The 15,352-nt window shown below is 67.5% G+C and carries 14 protein-coding genes; 3 read left to right on the forward strand and 11 right to left on the reverse strand.

The features are described from left to right. Window positions 1–61: 61 nt before the first annotated feature. The 9 genes from IMZ29_RS10295 to IMZ29_RS10335 are packed head-to-tail and all read right to left on the reverse strand — an operon-like array spanning window position 62 to window position 9,685. A complete protein-coding gene (locus tag IMZ29_RS10295) occupies window positions 62–1,210 on the reverse strand; it encodes an ABC transporter substrate-binding protein (protein WP_216183409.1) in 1,149 nt (382 codons plus the stop codon). Window positions 1,211–1,254: 44 nt separating this feature from the next. Then, the gene (locus IMZ29_RS10300) at window positions 1,255–1,980 is read right to left on the reverse strand and encodes an SDR family oxidoreductase (RefSeq protein ID WP_216183411.1); all 726 of its coding nucleotides are present in this window, start codon (window positions 1,978–1,980) and stop codon (window positions 1,255–1,257) included. A 13-nt stretch (window positions 1,981–1,993) separates the two neighbouring features. Then, window positions 1,994–2,779 (reverse strand): cyclase family protein, encoded by a 786-nt coding sequence (locus tag IMZ29_RS10305; RefSeq protein ID WP_216183413.1) that lies wholly within the window; start codon window positions 2,777–2,779, stop codon window positions 1,994–1,996. 18 nt (window positions 2,780–2,797) lie between these two features. Further along, the gene (locus tag IMZ29_RS10310; RefSeq protein ID WP_216183415.1) at window positions 2,798–4,048 is read right to left on the reverse strand and encodes an SDR family NAD(P)-dependent oxidoreductase; all 1,251 of its coding nucleotides are present in this window, start codon (window positions 4,046–4,048) and stop codon (window positions 2,798–2,800) included. Continuing rightward, complete coding sequence (locus IMZ29_RS10315) at window positions 4,045–5,244, reverse strand: thiolase family protein (RefSeq protein ID WP_216183417.1); 1,200 nt, start codon at window positions 5,242–5,244, stop codon at window positions 4,045–4,047. The genes IMZ29_RS10310 and IMZ29_RS10315 overlap by 4 nt, the downstream gene beginning before the upstream one ends. After that, window positions 5,241–6,872 (reverse strand): AMP-binding protein, encoded by a 1,632-nt coding sequence (locus tag IMZ29_RS10320; RefSeq protein ID WP_216183418.1) that lies wholly within the window; start codon window positions 6,870–6,872, stop codon window positions 5,241–5,243. The genes IMZ29_RS10315 and IMZ29_RS10320 overlap by 4 nt, the downstream gene beginning before the upstream one ends. A gap of 9 nt (window positions 6,873–6,881) precedes the next feature. Further along, on the reverse strand, window positions 6,882–7,376 hold the full coding sequence (locus IMZ29_RS10325; RefSeq protein ID WP_216183420.1) for an aromatic-ring-hydroxylating dioxygenase subunit beta: 495 nt from the start codon (window positions 7,374–7,376) through the stop codon (window positions 6,882–6,884). Continuing rightward, entirely contained in the window at window positions 7,373–8,695 is a 1,323-nt protein-coding gene (locus IMZ29_RS10330) for an aromatic ring-hydroxylating dioxygenase subunit alpha (protein ID WP_216183422.1), read from the reverse strand. Before IMZ29_RS10330 ends, IMZ29_RS10325 begins: the two co-directional genes overlap by 4 nt. Window positions 8,696–8,716: 21 nt before the next feature. Further along, window positions 8,717–9,685: a PDR/VanB family oxidoreductase gene (locus IMZ29_RS10335; protein WP_253207020.1), complete on the reverse strand. Its 969-nt coding sequence runs from the start codon at window positions 9,683–9,685 to the stop codon at window positions 8,717–8,719. Between the two features lie 376 nt (window positions 9,686–10,061). On the opposite strand from IMZ29_RS10335, the gene IMZ29_RS10340 reads away from it, so the two are divergent. The 3 genes from IMZ29_RS10340 to IMZ29_RS10350 all read left to right on the forward strand — a co-directional run bounded on the left by IMZ29_RS10340 (window position 10,062) and on the right by IMZ29_RS10350 (window position 11,267). Further along, on the forward strand, window positions 10,062–10,547 hold the full coding sequence (locus tag IMZ29_RS10340) for a MarR family winged helix-turn-helix transcriptional regulator (protein ID WP_216183426.1): 486 nt from the start codon (window positions 10,062–10,064) through the stop codon (window positions 10,545–10,547). A 73-nt stretch (window positions 10,548–10,620) separates the two neighbouring features. Further along, a complete protein-coding gene (locus tag IMZ29_RS10345) occupies window positions 10,621–10,872 on the forward strand; it encodes an AbrB/MazE/SpoVT family DNA-binding domain-containing protein (protein WP_216183428.1) in 252 nt (83 codons plus the stop codon). Continuing rightward, a complete protein-coding gene (locus IMZ29_RS10350; RefSeq protein ID WP_216183430.1) occupies window positions 10,869–11,267 on the forward strand; it encodes a type II toxin-antitoxin system VapC family toxin in 399 nt (132 codons plus the stop codon). Before IMZ29_RS10345 ends, IMZ29_RS10350 begins: the two co-directional genes overlap by 4 nt. A 76-nt stretch (window positions 11,268–11,343) precedes the next feature. Here IMZ29_RS10350 and IMZ29_RS10355 read toward each other — a convergent pair whose 3' ends face one another. Further along, the gene (locus tag IMZ29_RS10355; protein WP_216183432.1) at window positions 11,344–13,095 is read right to left on the reverse strand and encodes an indolepyruvate oxidoreductase subunit beta family protein; all 1,752 of its coding nucleotides are present in this window, start codon (window positions 13,093–13,095) and stop codon (window positions 11,344–11,346) included. Further along, complete coding sequence (locus IMZ29_RS10360) at window positions 13,092–15,227, reverse strand: thiamine pyrophosphate-dependent enzyme (protein ID WP_216183434.1); 2,136 nt, start codon at window positions 15,225–15,227, stop codon at window positions 13,092–13,094. The genes IMZ29_RS10355 and IMZ29_RS10360 overlap by 4 nt, the downstream gene beginning before the upstream one ends. Window positions 15,228–15,352: the final 125 nt, after the last annotated feature.

Genomic DNA, 15,352 nt, shown 5'->3' on the forward strand with positions numbered 1-15,352 from the left:
ACCTGCAGGGCGGGCAAGGGCCGCGCACACGGCGTGGCGCCGTGCGCGCGTGCGGTGGGGCTTACTTCAGGAGCGTCCAGTTGCCGTTCTTCACGGTGATGAGCTCACGGCCGCGCTCGTCGAAGCCGCTGTGGTCCTGGGGCGTCATGGTGTAGACGCCTTGTGTGCCGACGAGCTCTTTCGTCTGCTCCAGCGCGTCGCGCAGGGCCGAGCGGAACTCACGCGAGCCGGGCTTGGCCGCCTTGGCGGCTTCGGGCACGGCTTGCTGCAGCAGCAGGCCGGCGTCGTAGACGTTGGCGCCGAAGGTGGCGGGCGCGCTGCCATGCAGCTTTTCGTAGGCGGCGATGTACTGCTGCGCCACAGCCTTGGACGGGTTGCTGTCCGGGATCTCGGGCAGCACCAGCATCAGGCTGGCCGCGAGGATCGTGCCCTCGACTTTCTTGCCACCCAGCTTCAGGAAGTCCGGCAGCGCCGCGCCGTGCGTCTGGTAGAACTTGCCCTTGTAGCCTTGATCGACGAGCGTGGTCTGCGGCAGCACGCTCGCGCCGCCCGGGGCGGCCACGAGCACCGCGTCGGGGCGCGCCGACAGGATCTTGAGCGCCTGGCCCGTCACCGAGCTGTCCGTGCGCTGGTAGCGTTCGCTGGCCGTGACCTTGATGCCCTTGGCTTCGGCCATGCCCGAGAACACCTTGAACCAGTTCTCGCCGTAGGGATCGTTCAGGCCGATGAAGCCCACCGTCTTGATGCCGGTGCTGGCCATGTGATCCACCAGGGCGCGCGCGATGATGTCGTCGTTCTGCGTGGTCTTGAAGACCCAGCGCTTCTGGTCGTTCATGGGCAGCACGACGGCGGCGGTGCCCACCGGGGCGAGCATGGGCACGCCGGCTTCGGCCGCGAACTGCAGCACCGCCATGGCGTTGGGCGAACCCGAGGGGCCGATGATGGCGTCCACGTTCTGCTCGGAGATCAGCTTCTTGAAGGCCGTGACCGACGCCGTGGAGTCGCTCGCGTCGTCCAGCGAGATGTACTCCACCGTGAGATCGCCGATCTTGGTGGGCAAGAGCGGCACGGTATTGCGCTGGGGAATCCCCACCAGCGCCGTGGGCCCGGTGGAAGAAGAAACGACGCCGACCTTGACCTGGGCCAGGGCGGGAGTGGCAACGAGAGCGGCCAGCATGGCAACCGTGGCCAGGGGCTTCATGGACAGCATGGCAATACCTCCGGATGGAGACGGGTTCGGCGGGTGAAAAGCGGTCAGATCGTGATCGAGCCCACGCTCGCGCCACCGCAGACGAAGAGCGTCTGCCCGGTGACGAAGCCGTTGGCCGGATCGGCAAAGAACATCACGGCACGCGAGACGTCGTCGGCGCGGCCGAGGCGTTTCACGGGAATGCTGTCGGCCAGGCGCTGCTCGCGCTCGCTGCCGGCCTCGACGACCTCGTAGAACATGTCGGTCTGGATGGGCCCGGGGGCCACCACGTTGACGGTGATCCCGTGGGGCGCGAGCTCCAGCGCCCAGGTGCGCGCCATGCCCAGCATGCCGGCCTTGGTGGCGGCGTAGGCCGTGCGGGTGGGCAGGCCCAGCGCGCCGCGCGAGGACATCAGCACGATGCGCCCGAAGCCGCGGGCCTGCATCCCCGGCAGGCAGGCCTGCACGAGACTGATCGCCGCGCCCAGGTGCAGCTGCGTGAGGCCTTGCAGATCCTCGAGCTTCACCTCGGGCAGCAGCGCCGGCCAGATGACGCCGGCGTTGTGGATGACGTGGCTCACGGGGAACGCGGCGCCCACCTCCTGTGCCGCCTGGGTGGTGGCCGCGGCATCGAGCAGGTCCACCTCGCGATGATGCAGGCGGGCGTGTGTCGTCTCGGGCGCCCGGCGCGCAAGCGACACCACCGTGTAGCCGGCATCCAGCATCGACTGACAGATGGCCGCGCCGATTCCAGCGCTCGCGCCGGTGACGATGGCGACGTTCTCGGTCATGACGGGCTCCGGATCAGGCGCGCGGCGCCAGGGCGAGCACGCGCAGGGGGCTGCCCGAGCCGTTGCGGATCTTCAGCGGCGCCGAGAAGATCACGGCGCCCGTGGGCGGCAACTGGTCCAGATTGGTCAGGCACTGCAGGCCGTAGCGGTTGTTGCCGTGCATGAAGTAGTGGCAGGGGTAGGGCGGATCCAGGTGCTGCGCCTGGCCTGCGTCCGTACCCACGGATTCCGTGCCGAAGCCGTGCACGTCGCGCTCGCGGATGAGCCAGGGCACCACCTCGGCGTCCGGCCCGGGCGAGTGCGCGCCATCGGCCTGCATGTTGAGATACTCCGTGGGCTTGGCGCGCTTGGACCAGTCCGTGCGCAGCAGCACCCATGACCGGGCCGGGATACGGCCGTGCTTCTCTTCCCAGGCCTTGACGAAGTCCACCGTGAGGAGGAAGTCCGGGTTCTGGGCGGCCTCGGCCGAGCAGTCGATCACACAGGCGCTGGCGATGAAGGCTTCCACCGGGATCGTGTCCACGGTGTTGTCGGGCTGGTCCTTGCCCGTCACCCAGTGCGCGGGCGCATCGAAGTGTGTGCCGGTGTGTTCGGAGCAGGAGAAGTTGTTCCAGTACCAAGCCGGGCCGCGCTCGTCGTAGCGCGAGATCTCTTCGATGCGGAAGGGCCAGGCCTGGCCGAACTCGGGCGGCAGCTGGATCGTGGGGAATTCCGGCGTCAGGGTCTCGGTGAGATCCACCAGGCGGATGCGCCCGGACACCAGTTCGGTCATGAATTGGGCGAGGATGGGTGCAGACATGCGAGGCTCCTGATTCGGCTAGCGGGCGGGGGCTGCGAGCTCGCGCTCCAGACCCTTGGGGTTCTCGGCGAGGCGTGCGCGCACTTCCTGGGCGATGTCGCCCACGTAGACGTCTTCCACGCCCTGCTGCAAGGCCTTGACGATGGCCGTGGCGATGGCCGCGGGCGCCACGCGCGGCGGCGGCGTGCGCTGCTGCCATTCGTGATCCACGGGCCCGGGAAATACGTTGATCACGCGCACCCCCGCGCCGGCCATCTCGGCGCGCAGGCACTGCGCCAGCGACAGGGCGGCGGCCTTGGCGGCGGACCACAGGCCATGCGAAGGCAGGTTCATGTGGGCATAGACGGACAGCACGTTCACCCAGGCCGCCGCGTTGTTCACGCCGTCGGCCGCGCGCCCGCACAGGGCGCCGCCGAAGGCCTGGGCCAGGCGCACCAGGCCCAGGGCGTTGACGTCCAGGGCGTCCCGGGCGATGTTCACGTCCTTGCGGCCCAGGAGGCCGCCTTCGCGTTCGAAATCCGCGGTGTTCACGAGGATCTCCACCTTGCCCCCGATGGCCGCGGCGGCGCGCTCGACGGCGTCGGTATCGGTGACGTCCAGCGGCACCGTCTGCACGCGCGGGTCCTCCGCGAGCTTGGCGAAGGCCGCGTCATGGCGCCAGACCTGCGGATCGCCCAGGAACACCGTGGGCGAGCCCGCGTCGAGCATGGCGCGCGCCACGGCCTGGCCGATCGCGCTCTTGCCGTCGGTCACCAGCACGCGGCGGAACTTTGGATCGCAGCTCGTCTCGCGCAGCGTCTTCTCGTCGGTCATGTTCGGAGTGCTCCGGGCAGGCAGGGCGATCATCACGGCTTGGCCGCTGCGATCCAGGCGCAGCGCGAGGCTCACGGGAGAATTGTCAGCACAATCGGCGTGGATGTGCGCGATCACGGAAGGCCCGGCCTGCATCTGCACGGTGCCCACGCGCCAGGGCAGGCGCTCGCGAAAGTACACGTCGTTGCTGTGATGCAGCGTGGTGCTCACCATCAGGTGGCCGGCGGGCGATACGTCGCGCCAGGGCAGCTCGCCCGAGAGGCACGTGCCGCACACGTCGCGCGGCGGGTACTGCACCGCACCGCACTCGGCGCACACCTGCAGCGCGAAGCGGCCCTCGGCGGCCATGGCCGTGAGGCCCAGTCCCGCACGGCTGCGCAGGCCGGGCGGCAATGTCGGCTGGCGCGTGCGCGCAACAGGGTCCTTCTTGGGAGGTTTGGCCAGGGGCTCAGTCATGCGGGGCTCCGCGCCAGGATGACCGCGCCCGTGCACAGGCCGCGGTCGTAGTTGATCATGCCGAAGCCGCTCACCAGGCCAAATTGCGCATCGGCCACCTGCGTGCCGCCCGCGGTGCCGGTGAGCTGGCGCATGGCCTCGACCATGCCGAGGAAGCCGCCGGCGGCCCCCGCCTGGCCGACGGAGAGCTGCCCGCCATTGGTATTGAACGGAAAGCTGCCATCCACCGTGAAGGTGTTGCGGCGGATGAAATCGGGGCCCTCGCCCTTGGCACAAAAGCCCAGGTCCTCGATCTGCATGACGTTGATGACGGGATAGTCGTCATAGGCCTGCAGGAAGCTGACGTCCTCAGGGCCGATGCCAGCCTGGCCGTAGAGGTCGTCCACGTCCTTCGCCCAGCCGCCGCGCGTCTGGATCGGGTCCTCGATCCACGCGTTGTGGCGTTCGATCGTGGCACGCACGTGCACATAGGGCAGGCCCAGCGCGCGGGCACGCGACTCGCGCATGACGAGAAAGGCATCTGCGCCCGCGCAGGGCATCACGCAATCGAAGAGGTGGATGGGATCGGCGATGACGCGCGCATCCAGGTATTGCGCCATCGTGAGCGGCTTCTTCATGAGCGCGTGCGGATAGCGCAGGGCGTTGTCGCGCTGAGCCACGCAGAGCTTGCCGAAATCCTCGCGCGTGGCACCCGTGGCACGCATGTAGTGCGCGGTGAGCAGTGCAAAGCTCGCATTCGGGCCACCCGCGCCGTAGGGGTAGACGGCATCCTGGGCAAATCGCGAGAACTGGCCGAGCGTGCTGCGAAACGAGGCCACGTGGTTGGCGTCACCCGCGAGACACGCCACCACGTCGGCATCGCCCGCCTGCACGGCGCGCGCCGCGCGGCGCAGGGCGACGACGCCGCTCGCGCCGCCCATGGGGATGTGGTCGAGCCAGCGTGGGCTCATACCCAGATGCTGCACCAGCCCGACGGCGGAATCCGGCGCGAGCGTGAAGCTCGAGACGCACATGCCGTCGATCTCGTGCTTGGCCAGGCCCGAGCCGCGCACGAGCTCGCGCAAGGCAAGGCCCAGCCAGCCCTGGGCCTGGATGGTGGAGTAGCGCTGATAGGGCAGCGACACCGGCAGCGCGGCGACGACGCCGTCGTAGCCGAGCCGGCCTGTCGAGGCCTGCGATGAGCGTGTGTCCGTCATGCGCCGGGCTCCTGGCGTTTCTTCATTGATCGCGTGTCCACGCAGTTGTCAGACCCCGGCAGGGTGGGCGCGAGCGCCTTGAGCTCGCCGCGCTGGATCTTGTTGGTGGGGGTGAGCGGCAGTGCGTCGACGAAGGCCACGTAGCCCGGCACCTTGTAATAGGCGAGCTGCGACAGCGCCCACTGCACGATATCGTGGCCGGCTGCTTCCATCGCATCGGCGTCGGCCAGGGGCCGCTCGGGCACGACGCACGCGAGCACTTCATCACCCCGCACTGCATCCGGCACGGCTGCCACGGCAACGGCCTTCACGTCCGGATGCTGGATCAGGACGCCTTCGACCTCCACCGCGGCGATGTTCTCGCCGCTGCGGCGGATCACGTTCTTCTTGCGGTCCACGAAGCGCAGTGCGCCATCGGCGCCACGGCGCACCACATCGCCGGTATGGAACCAGCCGCCCTGCCAGGCTTCCTGGGTGGCAGCCTCGTCCTTCAGGTAGCCAGCAAAGAAGCCGTCACGTGGGTCGGGGCCGGCGTGCCGCACCCAGAGCTCGGCGGGCTCGTCCACGCCGGCATCCGTGCCGGCATCGGTGACCAGGCGCACCTCCACATCCGGGCCTTCGCGGCCAAAGCAATGGCTGCCGACGTGACGGGGTTCGGTGTTGGCGATCACCACGGCACCCGCGCCTGTCTCCGTCATTGCCCAGGCTTCCAGGAGCGGAAAGCCGAAGCGCTCCTCGAAGGGCGCATGCAGCTGGCGATCCACGCCGGCACCAAAGCCAAAGCGCACGTGCGACTGGCGATCCTGCGCGGATGCCGGGGCCTTCATGAGCATTGCCGGCATCACGCCCAGGTAGTGCACCACGGTGGCCCGGGATTCGCGCACACTCTCCCACCACGTGCGGGGGTGGAAGCGATCCAGGGGGATCAGGCAGCCCCCGGTGAGCACCATGGCCATGACCGAATAGGCCATGGCATTCATGTGAACCAGCGGCAGCGGCGTGAGCATGCGCTCGCCTTCCTGCAGCGCGGCCAGCCCGCCGATGCCGGCATACCACGCGCCGGCATGCAGGAAGTAGCGATTGGGCAGGATGCAGCCTTTAGGCCGCCCCGTGGTGCCGGAGGTGTACAGCAGGGCGCATTCGGTGTGGACGTCAGGCGCGCGATCACCTGCCGGTGGCGGCATCGGCGCGGGCGGCGGCGCGTCGTCCGGGCCCATCAGACGCATCACCTGGCCTACGGAATCGGCGGCCGATTGAAGATCGGCATGGCGGTGCGGCAAGGCGACGGCCAGCGCGAGCTCGGCATGACCCACGAGGTAGCTCAATTCGGCGGCCCGCAGATCCGCATTGATGGGCACCACCGAGACACCCAATGCATTGAGCGCGAACCAGTGCAGCAGGAAGCTGGGGCGGTTCTCCAGCAGCAGGCCGGCGCGGTGGCCGTGGCCATACCCGGCGGCCGCATAGGCCTCGCGTAGCGCCGCGATGCGGCGTGCGGCAACGGCGTACGTGACTTCGCCGTGGGGAATCTCGTAGACCGCTGCCGTCTCCCGGAGGATGCTCACGAACGACGCGTTCGCGCACCGGGCGGCCGTGGTCTGGAAGGCGTCATGGACGGTGTTGCTCACGCGCCGCTCCTAGATGAAGAGTTGCAGGCCGCCCAGGGCGGCGTCGCTGTTGAGCAAGTCCACCCGCTTCAGGCGGATGCGCAGGGCATCGCCCTCGCGCACCAGGTGGTGGGTGGTCCAGCCGGCATAGAGGGTCTGGGTGTCCTGCCGGGATTCGACGTAGTGAAAGGCGGTACGCACGACATGGCAGTCTTCGACGGCGGCCGGGTCGTCGTGCAGCACCAGCGGCGCCTGCAGCAGGTGGTGACTGCGGCTGCGCGGCTGTTGCGAGAACGTGCGCTGGCCCGCCAGGCGTTCCACGCGGATGCGCAGCAGCAGGGTGTCCTCGTACATGAGCGAGTTGTGCAGCAGCGGATCCGTCTGGCCGGGCGTGAGCGGCATCCAGTAGTAGGCGTCCGCGGTGTAGAGCGCCAGCCATTCCTCGAAACGGCCTTCGTCGAGCAGGCGCGCCTCGGCGTAGACGAAGGCGGCGAGTTCGCCGTCGGTGGGCACTGGGGTCGTCATGCCGCGTCTCCCGTCTCGGTCATGTAGCGCGCCCAGGCGCGGTACTGGTTGCGCATCTGCCACTCGTTGGTGCCGTTGGTGACCTCGTTCTCGCGGCCTTCCTCGCCAGGCTCGTACAGGCGCGCCACGTTGACCCACTCGCGGCCGCGCGAATGCAGGCCCTGCTGGGAACGTTCGTACATTTCCTGGTCGTCATGGCCCACCACCGAGGTAGGCGCGTTGATGAGGCGGTTGTACATGAGCGTGCGTTCGAGCAGCTTGTCCGGGGCGCCCACGAGGCGGAACGTCCAGGACTCGACCAGGGTGCAGTCCGCGGCAATCGGCTTGAACACACGCAACGTCTGGATCGGGCCCTTCACCATGATGTTGGGGAAGTAGATGGTGTTGTGCCGCACGTCGGCGAGGATGGCGCGGGCGCGCTCCTCGCCATAGGCCGCCACCATGCTCTCGTGATAGCCGGGCACGGGGGTGTAGGCGGCATGCAGCGAATCCGACACGCCCGTGTGGCCATGGCCGTTCTTCCAGACGCGGATGCGCATGTTCTCGAAGAACTCGTACGGCGCGACGAAGGGCGCGAAGAGCTCCACGGCCATGGGCTTGGGCGTGCCCTCGGGCGCGGCTTCCCACACTTTCACCGCGGTGCCGGCCGAGGACTCGTGCGCCACCATGGGGTGACAGGTGTCCGTCTGGTTGTCGACCAGCATCTTCCAGTTGCAGGCATGCGTATAGCGCAGCACGCCACCGGCGACTTCCAGCCGGCCTTCGGGCGAGCGGTCCACCATGTTGTCCAGGGTGGAGAGCGAATCGCCGAAGAAGTCCGCGAAGGATTCCCCGCCGGGCATCAGGCGACAGAACACGAAGCCGCGGTGATTGTGCACATCCTGCACGGCGGCCATGCCTTTGCTGGCTTCACACTGGTCCAGGCCGGCATGCTCGTAGCCTTTGCGCAGCGGCACGCCGAGTGGGCTGCCGTCGGTCTTGAAGGTCCAGGCGTGATACGGGCAGCGAAAGAACTTGCCCGTGTTGCCACAGGCCTCGCCCGCCACCTGCACGCCCTTGTGGGGGCAGCGGTTGTGCAGCACGCGCACGGTCTTGTCGCTGTGCCGGACCATCACGACGGGCTGGTCGCCCACGGTGGTGGTGATGAAGTCGCCCGGGTTGGGCACCTGGCTGTCATGGCCCACGTATACCCAGGTGCGCGCGAAGAGGCGCTCCATCTCCAACTGATGGATTTCCGGGTCGATGAAGAGATCCCGGTGCACTTCTCGTTCGCGCACGAGGGCGCGGATGGCGTCGGGGTGGTCGCGGTAGTGGCCCATGCGTGCTCCTTGCGCCGGCGGCTAGAGATCCAGCACCAGGCGCGCCGAGCGGGCGCGCGAGATACAGAGCTGGATGACCTTGCCGCTGGCCTTCTCAACCTCGGAGAGGTAGTAGTCGCGGTGATCCGGTTCGCCTTCGAGGACATTGGCCTGGCACACGCCGCACTCGCCCCGCTTGCAATCGTAGAGCGGGTCGCAGCCTTCGGCCTCCATGACTTCCAGGATGGTCTTGTCGGCCGGAATGTGCAGGGTGCGCCCGGACTGGCGCAGTTCGAGCTCGAAGGCGGTGTCGCCCGCCTGGGCGGCGGCCGTCACGAAAAGCTCGAAATGGACGTGCGCCTCGGGCCAGCCGCGCTCGCGCGCACCGGCCACGACGGCGTCGATCATGCCCTTGGGCCCACAGACGTAGAGGTGTTGCTCGGGTTTGGCTGCATCCAGCACGGCGGCCAGATCGAAGGCCGTGTCGGCGTCGTCATCGGCATGCACGTGCAGGGCGTCGCCTGCCAGCGTCTGCAGAGCGGGCAGGAAAGCCAGCTGGTCGCGGCTGCGGCCGCACAAGTGCAGTGCGTAGCGGCGACCGGCCGCCGTGAGGGCTGCCGCCATGGAGGCGATGGGTGTGATGCCGATTCCCCCGGCGATGAGCAGCACGGGCGGATCGCCGGCCGGTGCCTCATGCAGGGGAAAGTCGTTGCGCGGGCCGTCCACGGTCAGCGTCTGGCCGACTTGCAGTGTGTGCATGAAGCGCGAGCCGCCACCACCGGCGTCCTCGCGACGCACGCCGAGCCAATAGGCGTCCGGCTGGGCGAAAGCGCCGGCATCGGCGTCGAGCTGCACCAGGGAATAACAGCGGGGTTCGGTCAACGCCGGAATGGTGACCCGAAGGTGTGCGCCCGGCCCGAAAGCGGGCAGTGCAGCACCGCCTGGCGCGGTCAATCGCAGTGCGCGCACCAGGGTAGATTCCTGGCGGATCTCCTCTACGGTGAGCGTCATGGATGGCACGCGAGTCTCCAGAATCGGCGGTTGGCTTGCGCGGCAGATTGCTGCTGCGCAACAGCTATATGTCACGACAAATCGTCGTGAAAACTACTTTATGGGTCGATGTTTTAGGTGTCAACAAAAAAGATGAATTTTCATGGACGTTCAAAAATTACCATACAAAACAATAATTTAGGTAGAATGAAATGTGCGCCAAAACAGCGCGTGATGTGCTCGACAATGGTGCGCATGCTCCACGTTCATCCGGGTATACCCTTTGATGCGCCACAATATGGCGCGGTGTGCAGTGACAGTGCGGCGTCGTTGACACGCCAGTGCATCATGCTCGTCGCAACGTCGTACGCCACGTCTTGCCAGGAGGTGACAGGCGATGTCTGCAGGGCCACTACTCGCATCCGGCGATGCCGAATCGCGCTTCATCGACGACTACCTGGCGTATCGCCTGGCCCAGGCCAGTCAACGCATCTCCGACGAGTTCCATCGCGAGGTGGAAGCTGCCGGGTTGTCGGTCACGGAGTGGCGAGTGCTCGCGAGCCTTAAGGGCTCGGCTGGCGAGACCGTGGGCACGCTCGCGCGGCTCGCCATCACCAAGCAGCCCACGCTCAGCAAGGTGGTGCAGCGCATGGAGGCCGATGGCCTCGTCGCGCGCACGGAAGTCCGCCGCGATCGGCGGCAAACGCGGGTCGTCATCACGAAGAAGGGGTTGAACCTGATCGGCACGTTGTGCGATCAGGCCAAGCAGCATCAGCGCGCCGTGCTGGCGCCCTTGGGTGAGAAGAAGGCCGCCCTGCTGATCGAGATGCTGGGGGTGTTAATGACGGGTGATGTGCCGTTCGAGCGTGGGGGTGGGACGTAGGCGCATCTGCCGACTGTTGGTAATGTAGATTTACATTACAATGTCTGTGGATTCTGCAAACGAGGAAAAGGTAATGTCTTCATTGACAGTCACGGCCAAAGGGCAAGTCACGCTCAAGCGGGAGTTGTTGCAGCATTTGGGTATCAAGCCCGGCGAGCAGATCGAATTCGACAAACTTCCCGGTGGCGAACTTCGCGTTCGCGCCTCTCGGCCTGCAGGGTCCATTGAAGGATTCCTCGGCTTGCTTGCAGGGAGAACTCGCAAGGTCGCCACCATCGACGAGATGAATGAGGTGACTGCAAGAGGCTGGGCGGGTGAACCATGAAGGTGACGGTGGACACGAACGTCCTGGTTCGAGCGCTTGTCAGAGATGATGAAAAGCAGGCTGCTGCTGCCGACAAAGTCCTGAAGCAGGCCACGTTGATCGCGGTGCCTCTTCTCTGTCTGTGCGAGATGTTCTGGGTACTTCGTCGGCTCTACGCTTTCGAGCCCGCCCTGATCGCCAGTGCGATCCGTGCTTTGCTGGACACCGAGAACGTTGTCATGAATCGCCAGGCGGTGGAGGCCGGATTGGCACTGCTGGATGCTGGCGGGGATTTTGCTGACGGCGTTATTGCTTATGAGGGGACATGGCTTGGTGGCCAGACCTTCGTGTCGTTCGACAAGAAAGCTGTTGCTTTGCTGAAGAAGCAAGGCGAGTCAGTGCAGTTGCTGGCCTGACGCAGAAGATCGTGATGGCCGCCATCCGTTACGAATGTCGAGGCCGGTGCCAGCTTGCGCAGACACCGGCCTTCCCTCACGGCGAAGGCGCTGCGCCCTGAACAGGCCGTTTGCGCACGAAGTGGATCGGCTTGGCCACCAACGGCGGGGGTGGGCGATCCAGCGCGCCGGCCAGGCTGCGGCCTTCCGGGTCGGCCAGGGCGGCCTTGCGGGCCGTGGCCACCCGCTGCGCGAGCATATCGGGTGCGTCGCCGGTGCGTTGCTCGGCGTCTTCCAGGATGGCGGTGAGGTTGCGATGACCGCGTTCGCTGGTGTCGCCATAGCCTTTGACAAGATTGCCGCACAAGGCGAGTTCCAGGGCCAGCGCGGGTGAGCGTGCCAGGGCGGCCTGCACGGCGCCCAGCCAGCGATCGATCATCGCCTGCTCCGCGGCGAAGCGCGAGGTGCGCGGGCGCAGGGGGCGCAGGCTGCGCAAGGCACACAGCAGGGCAAAGCCGCTCACGGAGGACGTGCGCACGTGCAGGCCGACGTTCAGCGCGTGCGCCTTGTGCGCCAGGCGGCGACGCAGCCAGGCCGCGGGCCGCGTGGGCAGCACGGAACAGATCTCATCCAGACCCGGCTTGAGGAATTCCGTGACGCGCACCGGTTCGTCCTCGCGCGCGCCCACCTCCCGGCGGACCCGGGCGAGGCGGGTGCGTCGGGTCTTGAGATCCGCCACGCGGATCACGTCCTCATACGTCATCCACAACGCCAGGTAGCGGGCCGTCTCGCGGGTGACGTCGAGCGTGGGCGCGGCAGCGGCCTGTTCGGCCGCCAGGAGGCGCTCCACGCGGTCCAGGTAGCGGTCGGTGTAGCGCTTGCCCTGGTAATCCAGGGTCTGTGCTGCGCCGGCCGAGACGATGTCGTTCAGTTCGGCGGGAAGGGCGGCGATGCGCGCGCGGGCGTGCGCTGGCGCAACGGCCGTCGATGAGGAGGGCGTGCCCTGAGCCCTGCCCCGCGTCGCTGCGGTCTCGTCGCGGCGAGCATCGACGGCGGCGCCATGGCCAGCTGCATCCGCGGTGGGACCAGGCTCCCCGGCCGCGCCTGCCGCCGGCGTCGCGTCGGGACGTCGCACGGCAGTCGCCACGAGGGTGTCAGCCTGCGCAGGCGGCGTTTGGGCGACATGGCCCGGGGCGACGCGTGCCGGCGGCGCTGCCAGCGCCTCCTGGGCCAGCGCAAACCCCGCGGCAAAGCCGGCCAGGCTCGTGTCCACCGCCTTGCCCGCCTCGCGAATGGCGTGCTCACAGGCCTCGCGCGACAGGGGCAGCGCGCCGCTGCCGGCCATCACGCCGAAGAGCACCGTGTTGATGATCGTGCGGTGCCTGGCTGCCACGGTGGCCAGATCCAGCAGCAGCGGCGTATGCGCCTGGTCGCGTGCGGTGCGCAGGATGCGCTCCACGTCGTATCGCCCGTCGCCCATGGCCGACTTCTCCGCCACGGAATACTCCCGATGCGTCGAGGCGACCAGCGTGGTGCGACCAGGGTCGACGTAGCCTGCCTGGAGCATGCGGCCGGCTTCGACGAGCTCGGAGGCCGCCACCAGCGTCACGTCGCCCGGATTCGGCGTAAGCGACAGTACCGGCTCGCGCCCACCCAACTCGCGGCGGGCCACCGGAAAGATCTCCAGGTAATACGTGGTGGCGCCGGTGCGCTGGGCGACGCCGGGCACCGAGGTGCTCTGCACGGGGTAGTCCAGGTAGGTGGCTGCCGTCACGATCCAGTCGGACAGCACGCCACCGCCTTCGCCGCCCAGCGCAGCCACGAGGATGGAAACAGGACGGGCGTTCATTGGAGAGCTCCTGCCGAGGCGCGGGGGCCGCCGGCCATCCAGCCGATGACACGGCGCCGGATGCGATTGACGAAACGTTCCCGCGACGAGGCGTTCTGCACGACCTCGGCCTTGAAGAACGACGGGCACAGCACGGCGGCGTGGGACACCTCGCCGCACAGGCCGCAACCCACGCAGCCCTGATTGACGGTGGCCACGGGATCCGTGCGCAGCGCGCTGGGGTTGGGCTTGATGGACAGCGATGGGCAGCCCGAGAGACGGATACAGGAGTGGTCCCCGGTACAGACGTCCTCGTCGATGCCGAAGCGGGTGCGCACCACCCGCTTGCCCGCCTTCAGGCGGCGCGCGTTCTCGGGCTTGACCCGGCGCTGGCGCTCGAGCTGGCATTCGCCATCCGCGATGATGACCTTCAGGCCGCCCTTGTCGGTGGTCATCGCGTCGTCCAGCGTGCGCACCATGTCGGCCACCTGATAGCTCGGCACGGTCTTGATCCAGCGCACGCCCACGCCGCGCAGCGCGGCTTCCATATCCAGCGACTCCGGGCGGGCGGCGGGCTGCGAGGGCGAGGACGGAATCGCCTGCGCACCCGTGGCCGAGGAGTAGCCGTTCTTCAGGATCACCAGCACCGAATCGTGGTTGTTGTAGACCGCGTTGACCACGCCGCTGCTGAAGCCGTTGTGCCAGAAGCCGCCGTCGCCCATGATGCTGATGACGCGCTTGGACATGAGCGGCCCTACGCCCGCCGAACTCGCGAGCCCCAGGCCGTAGCCCAGCACCGTGCTGCCCAGGTTGAAGGGCGGCAGCGAGCCAAAGGTGTGGCAGCCGATGTCCGCACTCACGTGGATCGGCCCCAGCCGGCGCTGGGCGAGCTTGATGGCCGAGAACACGGGGCGCTCCGGGCAGCCCACGCAAAAGCCGGGCGGGCGTGCGGGTACGGGCTCGCCGAGCGATGCCACGGCCGCCTGGCGAAAGCCGGTCAGGCGATCGGCCTCTGCAGTGTCCGCCAGGGCACCGGCCTGCGCGAGGTAGCGCGACACGCCCTTGAGCATGATCTCGCCGCCGTATTCGCCCACGGCGGGGAACACATCCTTGCCATGCACCGGGGTGTCCACGCCGGCGCGGCGCAACATGGCGTGCACCGCATCCTCAATGTAGTTGGGCTGGCCTTCCTCCACCACCAGCACCGCACGCTTGTCGCGGCAGAAGTCGATGACTTCGTCGGGCACCAGCGGGTAGACCACGTTCAGCACGTACAGCGGGATCTGGCTCTCGCCGAAAGCGTCCGCCAGCCCGAGTTGCTGCAGCGCGCGGATGGTGCCGTTGTAGAGGCCGCCCGGCACGATGAGGCCTAGGTCGTCCCGCGTACCTGCGAAATGTTCGTTCAATTGGTGCTTGCGGATGTGCTCGACGGCCGCAGGCCAGCGCACTTGCAGCTTCTGGCGCTCGTGCTCGTAGGTCGAGGGCGGCAGGTTGACCTTGGCGTAGTCGAAGCTGCCGTGCTCGATCAGCTCGCGCGTGGAGATCGCGGGGGCCACGTTGTCCTTGCACACGGCCGCGCCGTGCACGTGACAGGCGCGGATGCGCAGCTGCAGCATCACCGGGGTTTCGCTGGCCTCCGAGAGTTCGAACGAGCGCTCGACCGCGTTCATGATCGAGGTGAGGTTGGGGCGCGGATCCATCAGCCACATCTGGGACTTCATCGCGAACGCGTGTGTGCGCTCCTGGATGATGGACGAGCCGTCGCCGTAGTCCTCACCCAGGATGATGAGCGCGCCGCCCTTGACGCCCGCCGAGGCGAGATTGGACAGGGCGTCGGAGGCCACGTTGGTGCCCACCGTGGATTTCCACGTGACCGCACCGCGCATGGGATAGTGGATCGAAGCACCCAGCATGGCCGCGGCGCCTGCCTCCGAGGCGTTGTTCTCGAAGTAGATGCCGAGCTCGTCCAGCAGCTCGCGCGCGTCGCCCAGCACGTCGATCAGGTGCGAGACCGGGGCACCCTGGTAGCCGCCGATATAGCTCACGCCGGATTGCAGGAGGGCTTTTGTGACGGCGAGGATGCCTTCGCCGTGAAAGACGTCGCCCGCCCCCAGGCCGAGCTTGCCGACCTCGGCCGCAAATGAGCGTTCCATGTTGTCTCCTCGCGCGGCGTCGTGGTCGCGCGCTTTTTGTGTATCGATTCGGGGATGCAAAAATTCTACGGATCCCGGGAAAATATGAACAATCGATAGTTTTGTGGTGGAATATCGATATCCTC

Source organism: Verticiella alkaliphila, from assembly GCF_018904615.1.
GTDB classification, from domain to species: domain Bacteria; phylum Pseudomonadota; class Gammaproteobacteria; order Burkholderiales; family Burkholderiaceae_B; genus Verticiella; species Verticiella alkaliphila.

Coding starts and splice junctions, on each gene's coding strand:
- IMZ29_RS10295 (WP_216183409.1), bottom strand. CDS start 1,210: ATGCTGTCCATGAAGCCCCTGGCCACGGTTGCCATGCTGGCCGCTCTC.
- IMZ29_RS10300 (WP_216183411.1), bottom strand. CDS start 1,980: ATGACCGAGAACGTCGCCATCGTCACCGGCGCGAGCGCTGGAATCGGC.
- IMZ29_RS10305 (WP_216183413.1), bottom strand. CDS start 2,779: ATGTCTGCACCCATCCTCGCCCAATTCATGACCGAACTGGTGTCCGGG.
- IMZ29_RS10310 (WP_216183415.1), bottom strand. CDS start 4,048: ATGACTGAGCCCCTGGCCAAACCTCCCAAGAAGGACCCTGTTGCGCGC.
- IMZ29_RS10315 (WP_216183417.1), bottom strand. CDS start 5,244: ATGACGGACACACGCTCATCGCAGGCCTCGACAGGCCGGCTCGGCTAC.
- IMZ29_RS10325 (WP_216183420.1), bottom strand. CDS start 7,376: ATGACGACCCCAGTGCCCACCGACGGCGAACTCGCCGCCTTCGTCTAC.
- IMZ29_RS10330 (WP_216183422.1), bottom strand. CDS start 8,695: ATGGGCCACTACCGCGACCACCCCGACGCCATCCGCGCCCTCGTGCGC.
- IMZ29_RS10335 (WP_253207020.1), bottom strand. CDS start 9,685: ATGACGCTCACCGTAGAGGAGATCCGCCAGGAATCTACCCTGGTGCGC.
- IMZ29_RS10340 (WP_216183426.1), top strand. CDS start 10,062: ATGTCTGCAGGGCCACTACTCGCATCCGGCGATGCCGAATCGCGCTTC.
- IMZ29_RS10345 (WP_216183428.1), top strand. CDS start 10,621: ATGTCTTCATTGACAGTCACGGCCAAAGGGCAAGTCACGCTCAAGCGG.
- IMZ29_RS10350 (WP_216183430.1), top strand. CDS start 10,869: ATGAAGGTGACGGTGGACACGAACGTCCTGGTTCGAGCGCTTGTCAGA.
- IMZ29_RS10355 (WP_216183432.1), bottom strand. CDS start 13,095: ATGAACGCCCGTCCTGTTTCCATCCTCGTGGCTGCGCTGGGCGGCGAA.
- IMZ29_RS10360 (WP_216183434.1), bottom strand. CDS start 15,227: ATGGAACGCTCATTTGCGGCCGAGGTCGGCAAGCTCGGCCTGGGGGCG.